Raw genomic sequence first — 15642 nt, 5'->3', positions numbered from 1 at the left:
GAAGGTGGTCGTACCGTTGGTGCCGGTGTTGTAGCAAAGATCATCGAATAATCGATTGATCTGTCCCTCTCAGGCCGGCATAATGGTCGGCCTGATTTTGTTCTAGGTCAGTAGCTCAATTGGCAGAGCGGCGGTCTCCAAAACCGCAGGTTGGGGGTTCGATTCCCTCCTGACCTGCCATTTTCTAACGAATTTGGCGTGTCTTTCACAGGATCCTCTCGAATGAATGTTAAGGCTGAAGCCAAAGACTCTCGCTTTGATCTGGTCAAGTGGCTGGTTGTCGCTGCCCTGGTTGCTGTGGGTGTCGTAGGTAATCAGTACTTCTCTGCAGAGCCGGTTCTGTATCGCGTTCTGGGCCTGGTTGTGTTGGGCGCTGTTGCTGCTTTCGTGGCATTTCAGACTGCTCGTGGTCAGGCTTTCGCGGTGCTCCTGAAGGAAGCGCGCGTCGAGATTCGTAAAGTTGTATGGCCGACCCGCCAGGAAACCACGCAGACCACCTTGATCGTGGTTGCTGTGGTTCTGGTGATGGCGCTGCTGCTGTGGGGGCTCGATTCCCTGCTCGGTTGGCTTATTTCCCTGATTGTTGGTTAAGGGTGTCTCGTGGCTAAGCGTTGGTACGTCGTGCATGCTTACTCGGGTTACGAGAAGCATGTCATGCGCTCGCTCATCGAGCGCGTGAAACTGGCTGGTATGGAAGATGACTTCGGCGAGATTCTCGTCCCCACTGAAGAAGTGGTCGAGATGCGTAATGGTCAGAAGCGCAAGAGTGAGCGCAAGTTCTTCCCTGGCTATGTTCTTGTGCAGATGGAAATGAACGAGGCGACTTGGCACTTGATCAAGGATACGCCGCGCGTCATGGGCTTCATTGGTGGTACTGCCGACAAGCCGGCGCCGATCACCGAAAAAGAAGCTGAAGCCATCCTGCGTCGTGTTGCCGACAGTGGCGACAAGCCCAAGCCGAAGACGCTGTTCGAGCCGGGCGAGATGGTACGAGTTATCGATGGCCCGTTCGCCGATTTCGGTGGTGTGGTCGAAGAAGTGAATTACGAGAAGAGCCGCATCCAGGTTGCTGTGACCATCTTCGGTCGCTCCACCCCGGTCGAGCTGGAGTTCAGTCAGGTCGAGAAGGCATAACTGACATAAGCATCCCTCACCCCGCAGCCTTAGGCTGCGGGGTTTTGTCGTCACTGGGATAAATGCGTAAGTAACCTCGGGGAGCCGTCAGGCGTTCGAACCCGAAATTGGAGTAGCTAATGGCTAAGAAAATTCAGGCTTATATCAAGCTGCAGGTTAAAGCCGGTCAGGCAAACCCGTCGCCACCCGTCGGTCCCGCTCTGGGTCAGCACGGCGTGAACATCATGGAATTCTGCAAGGCGTTCAACGCCAAGACTCAGGGTATGGAACCTGGTCTGCCGACTCCTGTGATCATCACCGTTTACAGCGACCGCAGTTTCACCTTTGAAACCAAGAGCACCCCGGCATCGGTACTGCTGAAGAAGGCCGCCGGCCTGACCAGCGGCTCCGCTCGTCCGAACACCGTCAAAGTAGGCACCGTTACCCGTGCTCAGCTGGAAGAGATCGCCAAGACCAAGCAGGCCGATCTGACTGCCGCTGACCTGGATGCGGCCGTGCGCACCATCGCCGGCTCCGCTCGTAGCATGGGCCTGAACGTGGAGGGTGTGTAATGGCTAAGTTGACCAAGCGCCAAAAGGCCATCGCGGCCAAGGTTGAAGCCGGCAAGGCCTACACCTTCGAAGAAGCTGCCAGCCTGCTGGCCGAGCTGTCTGCCGTCAAGTTCACCGAGTCCTTCGACGTCGCCGTGAACCTGGGCGTAGACCCGCGTAAATCCGACCAGGTCGTACGTGGCGCCACCGTTCTGCCGAACGGCACTGGCAAGACCGTACGTGTTGCCGTGTTCACCCAGGGTCCGGCCGCTGAAGCTGCTCTGGCTGCTGGTGCTGACAAGGTCGGTATGGACGATCTGGCGGCCGAAATGAAGGCCGGCGATCTGAACTACGACGTGGTCATCGCTTCCCCGGACGCCATGCGTGTTGTTGGCCAGCTGGGTCAGGTACTGGGTCCGCGCGGCCTGATGCCGAACCCGAAAGTCGGCACCGTGACTCCGGACGTCGCTACCGCTGTCAAGAACGCCAAGGCTGGTCAGGTGCGTTTCCGTACCGACAAGAACGGCATCATCCACACCTCCGTTGGCAAGGTCGGCTTCGAAGCCGCTGCGCTGAAGCAGAACGTGGAAGCCCTGCTGGCTGACCTGAAGCGTCTGAAGCCGTCGACCTCGAAAGGTATCTACGTCAAGCGTGTGACCCTGAGCACCACCATGGGTCCGGGTCTGGTTATCGACCAGGCTTCGCTCGACGCGTAAGTGATTGAGCCGGTAGCCATGTGCTGCCGGCTTGGAAAGATTGGGGTCCCTGCCTGGCGGGGGCTATCCAAGACCGTAGGTGACTCGCGTTTTAAATGTCAGGTTCGCCTGATGGCCTACGCAGATGGTGCTCCCGATTCGTTACCGAATCAGACACCAAAACGCCGCCGAACCTCGGTTTGGCGAAACGGTAAAATCCAGGAGTAAACCCGTGGCAATTAAACTCGAAGACAAGAAGGCCATCGTCGCTGAAGTCAACGAGGCTGCCAAAGCCGGTCTGTCCGCTGTCGTGGCTGATGCCCGTGGCGTGACCGTCGGCGCAATGACCGGACTCCGTAAAGAGGCCCGCGAAGCAGGTGTGTACGTGAAAGTCGTGCGTAACACCCTGCTCAAGCGCGCCGTTGAAGGCACTCAGTTCGACGTGCTCAACGACGTGTTCAAAGGCCCGACCCTGATCGCTTTCTCCAACGAACATCCGGGCGCTGCTGCTCGTCTGTTCAAGGAGTTCGCCAAGGGTCAGGACAAGTTCGAGATCAAGGCAGCTGCGTTCGAGGGCAAGTACCTCGCAGCAAACCAGATCGACGTGCTGGCAAGCCTGCCGACCCGCGACGAGGGCATCGCCCAGCTGATGAGCGTTATCCAAGGCGCCACCAGCAAGCTCGCTCGCACCCTGGCAGCTATTCGCGACCAGAAAGAAGCTGCTGCTGCCTAAGGCGGCGTGAGCACTTTCGAAATCAAACGTTTAATTTGATGGTCGCGTAGGCCGTCACCCCAATACAGGAATTGATAGTCATGTCTCTGACTAACGAGCAAATCATCGAAGCTATCGGCCAGAAATCCGTTATGGAAATCGTTGAGCTGATCAAAGCGATGGAAGAAACCTTCGGCGTTACCGCTGCTGCCGCTGTTGCCGCTGGTCCGGCTGCTGGCGCTGCTGCCGCTGCTGAAGAGCAAACCGAGTTCAACGTTGTCCTGGCTGAAGCTGGCGACAAGAAAGTGAACGTGATCAAGGCTGTTCGCGAGCTGACCGGTCTGGGCCTGAAAGAAGCCAAGGAGAAGGTCGACACCGCTCCTCAGGTCATCGCTGAAGGTCTGAGCAAAGAAGCTGCTGAAGACGCCAAGAAGAAGCTGGAAGAAGCTGGCGCCAAGGTCGAGCTCAAGTAAGTTCGCACCTTGCGTCTACAGCCCGAGCGACTCGCACAAGGCTGACGGCTGGTGGCTTTTGCCACCGGCCTTTTTCCGTTCTAGGTTGACTGTTCGACAGCCGGCCTGGAGCCGAAAAGATCCCGCCCGAGAGGCGGTTGCAAACCGAGGGTTTGCACGATTTTCTGGTCATCGCCGCCGGCGCTGGCCAAACAAGCAGGTGACCAAGCTGGGGAACGCTGATGGCTTACTCATACACTGAGAAAAAACGTATCCGCAAGGACTTTAGCAAGTTGCCGGATGTCATGGATGTGCCTTACCTCCTGGCCATCCAGCTGGATTCGTACCGCGAATTCCTGCAGCAAGGGGTGAGCAAGGAACAGTTCCGTGACATCGGCCTGCATGCGGCCTTCAAATCCGTATTCCCGATCATCAGCTACTCCGGCAACGCCGCTCTGGAGTACGTCGGCTATCGCCTGGGCGAGCCGGCGTTCGACGTCAAGGAGTGCGTCCTGCGTGGCGTGACCTTCGCCGTGCCGCTGCGCGTAAAAGTGCGCCTGATCATTTTCGACAAAGAATCGTCGAACAAAGCGATCAAGGACATCAAAGAGCAGGAAGTGTACATGGGCGAAATCCCGCTCATGACCGAGAACGGTACCTTCGTCATCAACGGTACCGAGCGTGTGATCGTCTCCCAGCTGCACCGCTCGCCGGGTGTGTTCTTCGACCACGATCGTGGCAAGACCCACAGCTCGGGCAAGCTGCTGTACTCCGCTCGTATCATTCCTTACCGCGGTTCCTGGCTGGACTTCGAGTTCGACCCGAAGGACGCGGTATTCGTGCGTATCGACCGTCGCCGCAAGCTGCCGGCGTCCGTCCTGCTGCGCGCGCTGGGTTACAGCACTGAAGAAGTGCTGGATGCCTTCTACGACACCAACGTCTACCACGTTAAGAACGAGGGCCTGAGCCTGGAGCTGGTGCCTCAGCGTCTGCGTGGTGAAGTCGCGGTCCTGGACATCAAGGACGCCAGCGGCAAGGTGATCGTGGAGCAGGGCCGTCGTATCACTGCCCGCCACATCAACCAGCTGGACAAGGCCGGCATCAAGGAGCTGGACGTTCCGCTCGAATACGTCATTGGCCGTACCACTGCCAAGGCTGTCGTGCACCCGGCTACCGGCGAAATCATCGCCGAGTGCAACACCGAGCTGACTGCCGACCTGCTGGTCAAGATGGCCAAGGCCAATGTCGTTCGCTTCGAGACCCTGTATACCAACGACATCGATTGCGGTCCGTTCATCTCCGACACGCTGAAGATCGACAGCACCACCAATCAGCTGGAAGCGCTGGTCGAGATCTATCGCATGATGCGTCCCGGCGAGCCGCCAACCAAGGATGCTGCCGAGACCCTGTTCAACAACCTGTTCTTCAGCGCCGAGCGTTACGACCTGTCCGCCGTGGGCCGCATGAAGTTCAACCGTCGTATCGGTCGCACCGAGATCGAAGGTTCGGGCGTGCTGAGCAAGGAAGACATCGTTGCCGTACTGAAGACTCTGGTCGACATCCGTAACGGCAAAGGCATCGTCGACGACATCGACCACCTGGGTAACCGTCGCGTGCGTTGCGTCGGCGAAATGGCCGAGAACCAGTTCCGCGTTGGCCTGGTGCGCGTCGAGCGCGCGGTCAAGGAACGTCTGTCGATGGCCGAAAGCGAAGGCCTGATGCCGCAGGACCTGATCAACGCCAAGCCGGTTGCGGCGGCGGTGAAGGAGTTCTTCGGTTCCAGCCAGCTCTCGCAGTTCATGGACCAGAACAACCCGCTCTCCGAGATCACCCACAAGCGCCGCGTCTCCGCACTCGGCCCGGGCGGTCTGACCCGTGAGCGCGCCGGCTTCGAAGTCCGCGACGTACACCCGACCCACTACGGCCGCGTGTGCCCGATCGAAACGCCGGAAGGTCCGAACATCGGTCTCATCAACTCGCTGGCTGCCTACGCCCGCACCAACCAGTACGGCTTCCTGGAAAGCCCGTACCGCGTGGTCAAGGAAGGTCAGGTCACCGACGAGATCGTGTTCCTGTCCGCCATCGAAGAAGCCGATCACGTGATCGCTCAGGCGTCCGCGACCCTGAACGACAAGGGTCAGCTGATCGACGAGCTGGTAGCCGTACGTCACCTGAACGAATTCACCGTGAAGGCGCCGGAAGACGTCACCCTGATGGACGTATCGCCGAAGCAGGTAGTCTCGGTTGCCGCCTCGCTGATTCCGTTCCTCGAGCACGACGACGCCAACCGTGCACTCATGGGTTCGAACATGCAGCGTCAGGCTGTACCGACCCTGCGCGCCGACAAGCCGCTGGTAGGTACCGGCATGGAGCGCAACGTCGCCCGTGACTCCGGCGTCTGCGTCGTGGCCCGTCGTGGCGGCGTGATCGACTCGGTCGATGCCAGCCGTATCGTGGTTCGCGTCAACGACGACGAAGTCGAGACTGGCGAAGCCGGTGTCGATATCTACAACCTGACCAAATACACCCGCTCCAACCAGAACACCTGCATCAACCAGCGTCCGCTGGTGAGCAAGGGTGATCAGGTAGCGCGTGGCGACATCATGGCTGACGGCCCGTCCACCGACATGGGTGAACTGGCGCTGGGTCAGAACATGCGCGTTGCGTTCATGCCGTGGAACGGCTTCAACTTCGAAGACTCCATCTGCCTGTCCGAGCGCGTGGTTCAGGAAGACCGCTTCACCACCATCCACATCCAGGAACTGACCTGTGTGGCGCGTGACACCAAGCTCGGCCCAGAGGAAATCTCCTCTGACATCCCGAACGTGGGTGAAGCGGCTCTGAACAAGCTGGACGAAGCCGGTATCGTCTACGTCGGTGCCGAAGTCGGCCCGGGCGACATCCTGGTCGGTAAGGTCACCCCGAAAGGCGAGACCCAGCTGACTCCGGAAGAGAAGCTGCTGCGTGCGATCTTCGGTGAGAAGGCGTCCGACGTGAAGGACACCTCCCTGCGCGTGCCGACCGGCACCAAGGGCACCGTCATCGACGTGCAGGTCTTCACCCGTGATGGCGTCGAGCGCGACAGCCGTGCCCTGGCCATCGAGAAGCAGCAGCTGGACGAGATTCGCAAGGACCTGAACGAAGAGTTCCGCATCGTCGAAGGCGCGACCTTCGAGCGTCTGCGTTCGGCTCTGGTTGGCGCGATCGCCGAAGGCGGCGCGGGTCTGAAGAAGGGCACCGCGATCACCGACGAGTTCCTCGACGGTCTCGAGCGTGGCCAGTGGTTCAAACTGCGCATGGCCGACGACGCCCTGAACGAGCAGCTGGAGAAGGCCCAGGCCTATATCTCCGACCGCCGTCAGATGCTCGACGACAAGTTCGAAGACAAGAAGCGCAAGCTGCAGCAGGGCGATGACCTGGCGCCGGGCGTACTGAAGATCGTCAAGGTCTACCTAGCCATCCGCCGTCGCATCCAGCCGGGTGACAAGATGGCCGGTCGTCACGGTAACAAGGGTGTGGTCTCGGTGATCATGCCGGTCGAAGACATGCCGCACGACGCCAACGGCACGCCGGTGGACATCGTTCTGAACCCGCTGGGCGTACCGTCGCGTATGAACGTCGGTCAGATCCTCGAAACCCACCTGGGCCTCGCGGCCAAGGGTCTGGGCGAGAAGATCAACCGCATGCTCGAAGAGCAGCGCAAGGTCGCCGAACTGCGCAAGTTCCTCGCCGAGATCTACAACGAGATCGGTGGTCGTCAGGAAAACCTCGACGAGTTCTCCGACAACGAGATCCTCGAGCTGGCGAAGAACCTCAAGGGCGGTGTACCGATGGCGACTGCCGTGTTCGACGGCGCCAAGGAAACCGAGATCAAGGCCATGCTGAAGCTGGCCGATCTGCCGGAAAGCGGCCAGATGCGTCTGTTCGACGGTCGTACCGGTAACCAGTTCGAGCGCCCGACCACGGTCGGCTACATGTACATGCTGAAACTGAACCACCTGGTGGACGACAAGATGCACGCGCGTTCCACTGGTTCCTACAGCCTGGTTACCCAGCAGCCGCTGGGTGGTAAGGCGCAGTTCGGTGGTCAGCGCTTCGGGGAGATGGAGGTCTGGGCGCTGGAAGCCTACGGCGCCGCCTACACCCTGCAGGAAATGCTGACCGTGAAGTCGGACGACGTGAACGGCCGTACCAAGATGTACAAGAACATCGTGGATGGCGATCACCGTATGGAGCCGGGCATGCCCGAGTCCTTCAACGTACTGATCAAAGAGATCCGTTCGCTCGGCATCGACATCGATCTGGAAACCGAATAACACGACGTGAATCGGCAGCGGGGCTAGTCCAGCTCGCTGCCCGCTCCGCCAGGAGGAAAGGCCTTGAAAGACCTACTGAATTTGCTGAAAAACCAGGGTCAGATCGAAGAGTTCGACGCCATCCGCATCGGGTTGGCCTCGCCTGAGATGATCCGTTCGTGGTCGTTCGGTGAAGTTAAAAAGCCGGAAACCATCAACTACCGTACCTTCAAGCCTGAGCGCGACGGCCTGTTCTGTGCCAAGATCTTTGGCCCGGTCAAGGACTACGAGTGCCTGTGCGGCAAGTACAAGCGCCTCAAGCACCGCGGTGTGATCTGCGAGAAGTGCGGCGTTGAAGTGGCCCTGGCCAAGGTTCGTCGTGAGCGCATGGCGCACATCGAACTGGCCTCGCCGGTCGCCCACATCTGGTTCCTCAAGTCGCTGCCGTCCCGTATCGGCCTGCTGATGGACATGACCCTGCGTGACATCGAGCGCGTGCTCTATTTCGAGAGCTACGTCGTTATCGACCCGGGCATGACCACCCTGGAGAAGGGCCAGCTGCTGAACGACGAGCAGTACTTCGAAGCCCTCGAAGAGTTCGGTGATGACTTCGACGCGCGCATGGGCGCCGAGGCCGTGCGCGAGCTGCTGCACGCCATCGACCTGGATCACGAGATCGGCCGCCTGCGCGAAGAAATTCCGCAGACCAACTCCGAGACCAAGATCAAGAAGCTGTCCAAGCGCCTGAAGCTGATGGAAGCCTTCAAGGACTCCGGCAACCTGCCGGAGTGGATGGTGCTGACCGTTCTGCCGGTTCTGCCGCCGGACCTGCGTCCGCTGGTACCGCTGGATGGCGGCCGCTTCGCGACCTCGGATCTGAACGATCTGTATCGCCGCGTCATCAACCGTAACAACCGTCTCAAGCGCCTGCTCGATCTGTCGGCGCCGGACATCATCGTGCGCAACGAAAAGCGCATGCTGCAGGAAGCGGTCGACGCCCTGCTCGACAACGGCCGTCGTGGTCGCGCCATCACTGGCTCGAACAAGCGTCCGCTGAAGTCGCTGGCCGACATGATCAAAGGTAAGCAAGGTCGCTTCCGTCAGAACCTGCTCGGTAAGCGCGTGGACTACTCCGGTCGTTCCGTGATCACCGTGGGCCCGACCCTGCGCCTGCACCAGTGCGGTCTGCCGAAGAAGATGGCTCTGGAACTGTTCAAGCCGTTCATTTTCGGCAAGCTGGAAATGCGTGGTCTGGCGACCACCATCAAGGCCGCCAAGAAGATGGTCGAGCGCGAGCTGCCGGAGGTTTGGGACGTTCTCGCCGAAGTGATTCGCGAACACCCCGTCCTGCTCAACCGTGCACCGACCCTGCACCGTCTGGGTATCCAGGCGTTCGAGCCGGTTCTGATCGAAGGTAAAGCCATCCAGCTGCACCCGCTGGTCTGCGCCGCGTACAACGCCGACTTCGACGGTGACCAGATGGCCGTTCACGTGCCGCTGACCCTGGAAGCCCAGCTCGAAGCGCGCGCGCTGATGATGTCGACCAACAACATCCTCTCGCCGGCCAACGGCGAGCCGATCATCGTGCCGTCGCAGGACGTGGTACTGGGTCTGTACTACATGACCCGTGAAGCGGTGAACGCCAAGGGTGAAGGTCGCGTCTTCGCCGACCTGCAGGAAGTCGACCGCGTGTTCCGCGCCGGCGAAGCGTCCCTGCACGCCCGCGTGAAAGTGCGTATCAACGAAACCGTCAAAGAAAAAGACGGTTCGATCACCAAGAACACCCGTATCGTCGACACCACCGTCGGCCGTGCGCTGCTGTTCCAGATCGTGCCGGCCGGCCTGTCCTACGACGTGGTCAACCAGCCGATGAAGAAGAAGGCGATCTCCAAGCTGATCAACCAGTGCTACCGCACCGTGGGTCTGAAGGACACCGTCATCTTCGCTGACCAGCTGATGTACACCGGTTTCGCCTACTCGACCATCTCCGGTGTGTCGATCGGCGTGAACGACTTCGTCATCCCGGAAGAAAAGGCGCGCATCATCGACGCCGCCACCGAGGAAGTGAAGGAAATCGAATCGCAGTACGCCTCCGGCCTGGTCACCCAGGGCGAAAAGTACAACAAGGTGATCGACCTCTGGTCGAAGGCCAACGACGAAGTGTCCAAGGCGATGATGGCCAACCTCTCGAAAGAGCCGGTTGTCGATCGCGAAGGCAAGACCGTCGAGCAGGAGTCCTTCAACTCCATGTACATGATGGCGGACTCCGGTGCGCGTGGTAGCGCGGCCCAGATCCGTCAGCTGGCCGGTATGCGTGGTCTGATGGCCAAGCCGGACGGCTCGATCATCGAGACGCCGATCACCGCGAACTTCCGTGAAGGTCTGTCGGTTCTGCAGTACTTCATCTCCACCCACGGTGCTCGTAAAGGTCTGGCGGATACCGCACTGAAGACCGCGAACTCCGGTTACCTGACCCGTCGTCTGGTCGACGTGGCCCAGGATCTGGTGGTGACCGAGATCGACTGCGGCACCGAGCAGGGCCTGCTGATGACCCCGCACATCGAAGGTGGCGACGTGGTCGAGCCGCTGGGTGAGCGCGTGCTGGGCCGTGTCATTGCCCGCGACGTACCGAAGCCGGGTACCGATGAAATCATCGTCCCGGCTGGCACCCTGATCGACGAGAAGTGGGTCGAGTTCATCGAGCTGAACAGCGTCGACGAAGTGGTCGTGCGTTCGCCGATCACCTGCGAAACCCGCTACGGTATCTGCTCTGCGTGCTACGGCCGCGATCTGGCTCGTGGCCATCAGGTCAACATCGGTGAAGCGGTCGGCGTTATCGCTGCCCAGTCCATCGGTGAGCCGGGTACCCAGCTGACCATGCGTACCTTCCACATCGGTGGTGCTGCAAGCCGGACTTCGGCTGCCGACAGCGTCCAGGTGAAGAACGGTGGCGCGATCCGTCTGCACAACCTGAAGTACGTCGAGCGTGTCGATGGCAACCTGGTAGCGGTTTCCCGTTCCGGTGAGCTGGCCGTGGCCGACGAGTTCGGTCGTGAGCGCGAGCGCTACAAGCTGCCGTACGGTGCCGTGATTTCCGTGAAGGAAGGTGACAAGGTTGACGCTGGCGCCATCGTTGCCAAGTGGGACCCGCACACCCACCCGATCGTGACCGAAATGAAGGGTATCGTGACCTTCGTCGGCATGGAGGAGGGGATCACCATCAAGCGCCAGACCGACGAACTGACCGGTCTGACCAACATCGAGGTTCTCGATCCGAAGGATCGTCCGGCTGCTGGCAAGGACATTCGTCCGGCCATCAAGATGGTCGATGCCAACGGTAAGGAACTGCTGCTGCCGGGCACCGACGTTCCCGCTCAGTACTTCCTGCCTGCCAACGCCCTGGTTGGCGTGGCGGACGGTGCGCAGATCGCGGTCGGTGACGTTATCGCCCGTATCCCGCAGGAAACCTCGAAGACCCGTGACATCACCGGTGGTCTGCCGCGCGTTGCCGACCTGTTCGAAGCCCGTCGTCCGAAGGAAGCTTCGATCCTGGCGGAAATCAGCGGCACCATCTCGTTCGGTAAAGAGACTAAAGGCAAGCGCCGTCTGGTCATCACCCCGACCGATGGTAGCGATCCGTACGAGGAGCTGATTCCGAAGTGGCGTCACCTGAACGTGTTCGAAGGTGAACAGGTCAACAAGGGTGAAGTCATCTCCGACGGTCCGAGCGATCCGCACGACATCCTGCGTCTGCTGGGCGTCAGCGCGCTGGCCAAGTACATCGTCAACGAGATCCAGGACGTTTACCGTCTGCAGGGCGTGAAGATCAACGACAAGCACATCGAGACCATCCTGCGTCAGATGCTGCGCAAGGTTGAAGTCACCGAGTCCGGCGACTCGTCCTTCATCAAGGGCGACCAGATGGAGCTCACCCAGGTGCTGGGCGAGAACGAGCGTCTGGCCGAGGAAGACAAGTTCGTCGCCAAGTACACCCGTGTACTGCTGGGTATCACCAAGGCGTCGCTGTCCACCGAGTCCTTCATCTCGGCAGCGTCCTTCCAGGAAACCACCCGCGTCCTCACCGAGGCGGCGGTTACTGGTAAGCGCGACTACCTGCGTGGTCTGAAAGAGAACGTGGTCGTGGGTCGTCTGATCCCGGCCGGTACCGGTCTGGCCTATCACAGCGAGCGCAAGCGCAAGCGTGATGCCGACAAGCCGGTACGTGTCAGCGCCAGTGAAGTGGAAGCCGCACTGACCGAAGCGCTGAACTCCAGCGGAAATTGAGTCGAAGCCCCGCTGGCTCGCTAGCGGGGCTTTGCCTTGACTGGGGACGTGAGTCTCTTTAGACTCATGCACCCCTAAATTTGGCAGGGCGTTCGGCTCTGCCATCTTTATTTGTGAGCGTCGAAAGACAACAGTGGAGCTAGTAGATGGCAACTATCAACCAGCTGGTACGTCAGCCGCGTAAGCGTATCGTCGAGAAATCCGACGTGCCTGCGCTGCAGAACTGCCCGCAGCGTCGTGGCGTGTGCACCCGCGTGTACACCACCACGCCGAAGAAACCTAACTCGGCACTGCGTAAAGTGTGCCGCGTGCGTCTGACCAACGGCTACGAAGTGTCTTCGTACATCGGCGGTGAAGGCCACAACCTGCAAGAGCACAGCGTCGTGCTGATCCGTGGCGGTCGTGTAAAAGACCTTCCGGGTGTGCGCTACCACACCGTGCGTGGTTCGCTGGATACCTCCGGCGTCAAAGACCGTAAGCAGGGTCGTTCCAAGTACGGTACCAAGCGTCCGAAATAAGGCCGCTTGATCCTTTTTATTTAGTTGAGTCGATAAGAGTAAGGTCGGGCGCGGCATGTGTCGTTGGTCCCGAGCTAACCTGAAGACCGTTTGAGGGCTTATCAATGCCAAGACGTCGTGTAGCAGCCAAGCGTGAGATCCTGGACGATCCGAAATACGGAAGCCAGATCCTCGCCAAATTCATGAACCACGTGATGGAAAGCGGCAAGAAGGCCGTGGCCGAGCGCATCGTTTACGGTGCTCTGGACACTGTCAAAGCGCGCAAGAACAGCGATCCCCTGGAGATCTTCGAGAAAGCTCTCGACGCCATCGCTCCGCTGGTCGAAGTCAAGTCCCGCCGTGTAGGCGGTGCTACCTACCAGGTTCCGGTCGAAGTTCGTCCGTCCCGTCGTAACGCTCTGGCCATGCGCTGGCTGGTGGACTACGCGCGCAAGCGCGGTGAGAAGTCCATGGCTCTGCGTCTGGCTGGTGAGCTGCTGGATGCTGCTGAAGGCAAAGGCGCTGCTGTCAAGAAGCGTGAAGACGTGCACCGTATGGCTGAAGCCAACAAGGCTTTCTCGCACTACCGCTTCTAATCCCGGCTCCACTAACCTTGCGAGGGCTTTATGGCTCGTAATACAGCAATTAACCGCTACCGTAACATCGGTATCTGTGCCCACGTTGACGCGGGCAAGACCACCACTACCGAGCGGATCCTGTTCTACACAGGCCTGAGCCACAAGATGGGCGAGGTGCATGACGGCGCCGCGACCACCGACTGGATGGTTCAGGAGCAGGAGCGTGGTATCACCATTACTTCTGCTGCGATCACCACCTTCTGGGAAGGTTCGCGTCGCCAGTACGACAAGTACCGCGTAAACGTCATCGATACCCCCGGTCACGTTGACTTCACCATCGAAGTAGAGCGCTCGCTGCGCGTACTCGACGGCGCTGTCGTTGTGTTCTGCGGTACTTCCGGCGTTGAGCCGCAGTCCGAAACCGTATGGCGTCAGGCCAACAAGTACGGTGTTCCGCGTATCGTCTACGTGAACAAGATGGACCGTGCTGGTGCCAACTTCCTGCGCGTCGTCGGTCAGATCAAGAACCGTCTGGGTCACACCCCAGTTCCGATTCAGATCGCCATCGGTGCCGAAGATAACTTCGAAGGTCAGGTCGACCTGATCAAGATGAAGGCTATCTACTGGAACGAAGACGACAAGGGCACCACCTACCGCGAGGAAGAGATTCCGGCGGAACTGGTTGACCTGGCCAACGAGTGGCGCTCCAACATGGTCGAGGCTGCCGCCGAAGCCAGCGAAGAGCTGATGAACAAGTACCTCGAAGAAGGTGACCTGTCCGTCGAAGATATCAAGGCTGGTCTGCGCGCCCGTACCCTGGCTAGCGAGATCGTTCCGGCTGTCTGTGGCTCCTCGTTCAAGAACAAGGGCGTTCCCCTGGTTCTCGATGCCGTCATCGACTTCCTGCCTGCTCCGACCGAGATCCCTGCTATCCAGGGTATCCACCCGGATCACATCGAGCAGGGCGACGAAGCGCCGAAAGACGAGCGTCACGCTGACGACAACGAGCCGTTCTCGGCTCTGGCGTTCAAGATCGCGACCGACCCGTTCGTCGGCACGCTGACCTTCGTTCGCGTCTATTCGGGCGTTCTGGAGTCTGGCCAGTCGGTCATCAACTCCGTGAAAGGCAAGAAAGAGCGCGTTGGTCGTATGGTGCAGATGCACGCCAACCAGCGTGAAGAGATCAAAGAGGTACGCGCTGGCGACATCGCTGCTCTGATCGGCATGAAGGACGTCACCACTGGTGAAACCCTGTGCGATCCGGACAAGCCGATCATCCTCGAGCGTATGGACTTCCCGGAGCCGGTTATCTCGGTAGCTGTAGAGCCGAAGACCAAGGCTGACCAGGAGAAGATGGGTATCGCTCTGGGCAAGCTGGCTCAGGAAGACCCGTCGTTCCGCGTCAAGACCGACGAAGAGACTGGTCAGACCATCATCTCCGGTATGGGTGAGCTGCACCTGGACATCCTCGTTGACCGCATGAAGCGCGAGTTCAACGTAGAAGCCAACATCGGTAAGCCGCAGGTTTCCTACCGTGAAACCATCACCAAGGACAACGTCGAGATCGAAGGCAAGTTCGTTCGTCAGTCCGGTGGTCGCGGTCAGTTCGGTCACTGCTGGATTCGCTTCTCGACTCCGGACGTGGACGACAAGGGCAACATCACCGAAGGTCTGGTGTTCACCAACGAAGTCGTAGGTGGTGTGGTTCCGAAGGAATACATCCCGGCGATCCAGAAGGGTATCGAAGAGCAGATGAAGAACGGCGTCGTTGCCGGCTATCCGCTGATCGGCCTGAAGGCGACCGTGTTCGATGGTTCCTACCACGACGTCGACTCCAACGAGATGGCGTTCAAGATCGCTGCTTCCATGGCGACCAAGCAGCTGGCCCAGAAGGGTGGCGGCAAGGTGCTCGAGCCGATCATGAAGGTGGAAGTGGTAACTCCTGAGGACTACATGGGTGACGTGATGGGTGACCTGAACCGTCGTCGTGGTCTGATCCAGGGTATGGAAGATTCGGTCTCCGGCAAGGTAATCCGCGCCGAAGTTCCGCTGGGCGAGATGTTTGGTTACGCTACCGACGTTCGTTCCATGTCCCAGGGTCGCGCCAGCTACTCCATGGAATTCTCCAAGTACGCAGAGGCTCCGGCGAACATCGTCGAAGCACTGGTTAAAAAACAAGGCTAATCCCGCCCTTTAAGTAAGAGGTTTACTGTCGTGGCTAAGGAAAAATTCGAACGTAACAAACCGCACGTCAACGTCGGCACCATCGGTCACGTTGACCACGGTAAGACCACTCTGACCGCTGCTCTGACCCGCGTCTGCTCCGAAGTTTTCGGTTCGGCCAAGGTTGACTTCGACAAGATCGACAGCGCTCCGGAAGAGAAAGCTCGTGGTATCACCATCAACACTGCGCACGTAGAGTACGATTCCAACATTCGTCACTATGCGCACGTTGACTGCCCGGG

12 protein-coding genes and 1 tRNA gene are annotated in these 15642 nt (G+C 59.6%); all 13 read left to right on the top strand.

The genetic code is table 11. From position 1 onward, the window contains the following. Positions 1-104: 104 nt before the first annotated feature. A tRNA-Trp gene (locus tag GYB81_RS21910) sits at positions 105-180 on the top strand. A 42-nt stretch (positions 181-222) separates the two neighbouring features. Next, positions 223-591, top strand: coding sequence for a preprotein translocase subunit SecE (secE, locus tag GYB81_RS21905; protein ID WP_013717355.1), 369 nt, complete (start codon positions 223-225; stop codon positions 589-591). A gap of 9 nt (positions 592-600) precedes the next feature. Then, complete coding sequence (gene nusG, locus GYB81_RS21900; RefSeq protein WP_024309662.1) at positions 601-1134, top strand: transcription termination/antitermination protein NusG; 534 nt, start codon at positions 601-603, stop codon at positions 1132-1134. A 119-nt stretch (positions 1135-1253) separates the two neighbouring features. Beyond that, the gene (gene rplK / locus GYB81_RS21895) at positions 1254-1685 is read left to right on the top strand and encodes a 50S ribosomal protein L11 (protein ID WP_004373444.1); all 432 of its coding nucleotides are present in this window, start codon (positions 1254-1256) and stop codon (positions 1683-1685) included. Next, on the top strand, positions 1685-2380 hold the full coding sequence (gene rplA, locus GYB81_RS21890; protein ID WP_161867846.1) for a 50S ribosomal protein L1: 696 nt from the start codon (positions 1685-1687) through the stop codon (positions 2378-2380). Before rplK ends, rplA begins: the two co-directional genes overlap by 1 nt. A 211-nt stretch (positions 2381-2591) precedes the next feature. After that, positions 2592-3092 (top strand): 50S ribosomal protein L10, encoded by a 501-nt coding sequence (rplJ, locus tag GYB81_RS21885; protein ID WP_003463333.1) that lies wholly within the window; start codon positions 2592-2594, stop codon positions 3090-3092. Positions 3093-3172: 80 nt separating this feature from the next. Beyond that, positions 3173-3544: a 50S ribosomal protein L7/L12 gene (rplL, locus tag GYB81_RS21880; protein ID WP_115290648.1), complete on the top strand. Its 372-nt coding sequence runs from the start codon at positions 3173-3175 to the stop codon at positions 3542-3544. Positions 3545-3765: 221 nt separating this feature from the next. Continuing rightward, positions 3766-7839, top strand: a complete 4074-nt coding sequence (gene rpoB / locus GYB81_RS21875; RefSeq protein WP_161867847.1) for a DNA-directed RNA polymerase subunit beta — start codon at positions 3766-3768, stop codon at positions 7837-7839. 63 nt (positions 7840-7902) lie between these two features. Beyond that, positions 7903-12102 (top strand): DNA-directed RNA polymerase subunit beta', encoded by a 4200-nt coding sequence (rpoC, locus tag GYB81_RS21870; RefSeq protein WP_161867848.1) that lies wholly within the window; start codon positions 7903-7905, stop codon positions 12100-12102. Between the two features lie 146 nt (positions 12103-12248). Then, positions 12249-12620, top strand: a complete 372-nt coding sequence (gene rpsL / locus GYB81_RS21865) for a 30S ribosomal protein S12 (RefSeq protein WP_004373429.1) — start codon at positions 12249-12251, stop codon at positions 12618-12620. A gap of 104 nt (positions 12621-12724) precedes the next feature. Next, entirely contained in the window at positions 12725-13195 is a 471-nt protein-coding gene (gene rpsG / locus GYB81_RS21860) for a 30S ribosomal protein S7 (protein ID WP_003246741.1), read from the top strand. 30 nt (positions 13196-13225) lie between these two features. Next, complete coding sequence (gene fusA, locus GYB81_RS21855) at positions 13226-15361, top strand: elongation factor G (RefSeq protein ID WP_115290650.1); 2136 nt, start codon at positions 13226-13228, stop codon at positions 15359-15361. 30 nt (positions 15362-15391) lie between these two features. Further along, positions 15392-15642, top strand: a 251-nt coding sequence (locus tag GYB81_RS21850) for a GTP-binding protein (RefSeq protein ID WP_233787652.1), incomplete at its 3' end; no start/stop codon positions are given.

It is taken from the genome of Pseudomonas yangonensis (assembly GCF_009932725.1).
Classification (GTDB): Bacteria; Pseudomonadota; Gammaproteobacteria; order Pseudomonadales; family Pseudomonadaceae; genus Aquipseudomonas; species Aquipseudomonas yangonensis.
This window is presented reverse-complemented; position numbering and strand designations above follow the sequence as displayed.

Excerpts from the sequence above, each read along its gene's own strand:
- secE (WP_013717355.1), top strand. The coding sequence starts at position 223 with ATGAATGTTAAGGCTGAAGCCAAAGACTCTCGCTTTGATCTGGTCAAG.
- rplK (WP_004373444.1), top strand. The coding sequence starts at position 1,254 with ATGGCTAAGAAAATTCAGGCTTATATCAAGCTGCAGGTTAAAGCCGGT.
- rplA (WP_161867846.1), top strand. The coding sequence starts at position 1,685 with ATGGCTAAGTTGACCAAGCGCCAAAAGGCCATCGCGGCCAAGGTTGAA.
- rplL (WP_115290648.1), top strand. The coding sequence starts at position 3,173 with ATGTCTCTGACTAACGAGCAAATCATCGAAGCTATCGGCCAGAAATCC.
- rpoB (WP_161867847.1), top strand. The coding sequence starts at position 3,766 with ATGGCTTACTCATACACTGAGAAAAAACGTATCCGCAAGGACTTTAGC.
- rpsL (WP_004373429.1), top strand. The coding sequence starts at position 12,249 with ATGGCAACTATCAACCAGCTGGTACGTCAGCCGCGTAAGCGTATCGTC.
- rpsG (WP_003246741.1), top strand. The coding sequence starts at position 12,725 with ATGCCAAGACGTCGTGTAGCAGCCAAGCGTGAGATCCTGGACGATCCG.
- fusA (WP_115290650.1), top strand. The coding sequence starts at position 13,226 with ATGGCTCGTAATACAGCAATTAACCGCTACCGTAACATCGGTATCTGT.